The 2,201-nt window shown below is 67.2% G+C and carries 2 protein-coding genes; both read right to left on the bottom strand.

What is annotated here, in order from left to right:
- Window positions 1–59 precede the first annotated feature (59 nt).
- On the bottom strand, window positions 60–848 hold the full coding sequence (gene istB / locus IRZ12_RS17380; protein WP_211669398.1) for an IS21-like element helper ATPase IstB: 789 nt from the start codon (window positions 846–848) through the stop codon (window positions 60–62).
- On the bottom strand, window positions 848–2,068 hold the full coding sequence (gene istA / locus IRZ12_RS17375) for an IS21 family transposase (RefSeq protein ID WP_211669397.1): 1,221 nt from the start codon (window positions 2,066–2,068) through the stop codon (window positions 848–850). The genes istB and istA overlap by 1 nt, the downstream gene beginning before the upstream one ends.
- Window positions 2,069–2,201 lie beyond the last annotated feature (133 nt).

Raw genomic sequence — 2,201 nt, 5'->3', positions numbered from 1 at the left:
TGTCAAGCGACACGAAGATTTGACCCCCTGACGACATCTGGAATTGACCCCCGGGTTAATCAACTCTCTGACGTGATCGGGGTGGGGGCAGCGGCCTTGTGCAGAAGGCCGCTGCGGCGCTTGTCGCGCAGCCGATAGCTGTCGCCCCGGATCGTGATGACCTGGCTGTGGTGCAGCAGCCGATCGAGGATGGCGGTGGCGGCGACCGCGTCGCCAAACACCTGCCCCCATTCGCCAACCGGCCGGTTGCTGGTGATCAGCATGCTGGCCCGCTCATAGCGCCGCGACACGAGCTGGAAGAACAGGTGCGCGGCCGCCGGCTCAAGTGGCAGGTAGCCCAGTTCATCGATGATCAGCAGCTTGGGCTTGGAGAGCTGCAACAGCTTCTCCTCGAGCCGGCCATCGGCGTGCGCCTTCGTCAGCCCGGCCATCAGCGCCGCCGCCGAGGTAAAGAGCACCGTGTAGCCGCGATCCACCGCTTCGCGCCCGAGGGCAATCGCCAGGTGCGTCTTGCCCACGCCGGGCGGGCCGAGCAGCAACAAGGCCTGACCGTGGCCGATCCAGCGCCCGGTGGCCAGATCCCGGATCTGCCCCGGATCGATCGAGGGCTGGGCGTCGAAGTCGAAGCCGTCGAGCGTGCGCACGCACGGGAAGCGGGCGAGCTTCATGCCCATCTGGATGCGCCGCGTGTCGCGCCGGGCGACCTCGCGCTCAGCCAGGAACAGCAGCGCCTCGCGCAGCGTCATCTGCGCCCGGCCGGCTTCGTCGAGCAGGCTGTCGAGCTGATCGCGAATTGCCGTCAGCCGCAGCCGGGTGAGCAGTTCGTCGAGTCGGTCGGTATCGATCATCACCAGCCTCCTCCGACGAGCGCTTCGTATTCGGCCAACGGACGCAGCAGCGCATCGGTGGGCGGCGGCACTTCGATTGCGGCCGGCGGCGGTGACCCACCCAGCAGATGGCTACGCTCGATGCTGCGCCCGCGACTGCCGCGCAGCTGCGCGTGGCGGGCCACTTCCTCACCGGCGTACTCGACCACCACCGTGTCGGCGCTGACGATGACTGTCACCGTCTCGCCGATCAAGCGCCACGGCACGCTGTAGGCGTTGGTGTCCAGTTCGATGCAGCCCTCGGCATTGACCCGGCGCACGAGCTCGCGCACCTGCAGGAAGGGGGCGATGCCGGCGATCGGGCGCAGATGCGCACGCTCCAACTCGAAGCGCTCAGCGGGCGTGACGCCCGTCGTGCCGTGGATGCGCACATCGGCCACCTCGCGCTGCCAGCGCGCCAGGTGCGCCTGCATCGCCGCCCAGCTCTCGAAGGCGTGACCGGCGATGGCGTTGTTCTTCACGTAGCCCACGCCGTTCTCGGTCTTGCCCTTGGTGCGGGCGCGAAACGGCGCGCACGCCCGGGCTGCGATGTCCCAGTGGCGGCAGAACGCCTCAAAGCGGCTGTTGAGCCGAACCTGGCGCGTGGGCGTGTCGTGCTTGTCGACCAGTGCCTTGGCATTGTCGATGAGGAGCGTCTGCGGCCGTCCGCCGAAGTGGGCGAACGCCGCCTCGATGCCAGCGAACCAGGCGCTTTGGCGCTCGTGGCGGAATGCGCAGGCAAACCCCTTGCGTGAGTAGCCCAGTGTGGCCACAAAGAGGAACACCCGTACCGACTCGCCGCCGATCATCACGCGCGTCTGCCCAAAGTCGATCTGCATTTGCTCACCCGGCGCGGTCTCGAAGCGGATCGTCGCACGGCGACTCGCTTCGAGTTCCTGGCGGAACCCTCGGCACGCGCGCTCGACCGTGCGCAGGCTCGTGTCGATCCCAAGCTCCTTGCTCAACTGCTGACGCACCACGTCGCAGTTACCCCGGTGCTGCAGGAAGCGCTCCCGCAGCCATGCTTCATGACCGACCAAAACGCCGGTGCGCTGTGGCCGCTTATACGGCACCGGCCCACCCGCGTTCAGATATCGCCGCACCGTGTTGCGCGCGACGCCCAACGTCCTGGCGATCCGCTTCGCGCCCCACCCCGACTGCCCCAAGCGAACGATCGTCGTGATCGCTTCCGGCTCCAACATCTCCTGCACTCCGCAAACCACACGGCGCACAGGATCTACCTCAATGTGCTTCGTTTCCAACGATGGCCTCCTTGCGAACGAGGGGGTCAGTTCCTCGTGTCGCTAGGGGGTCAATTTACGGTGTCGCCTGACA

The organism is Pigmentiphaga sp., from assembly GCF_019689535.1.
Taxonomy (GTDB): domain Bacteria; phylum Pseudomonadota; class Gammaproteobacteria; order Burkholderiales; family Burkholderiaceae_B; genus Pigmentiphaga.
This window is presented reverse-complemented; position numbering and strand designations above follow the sequence as displayed.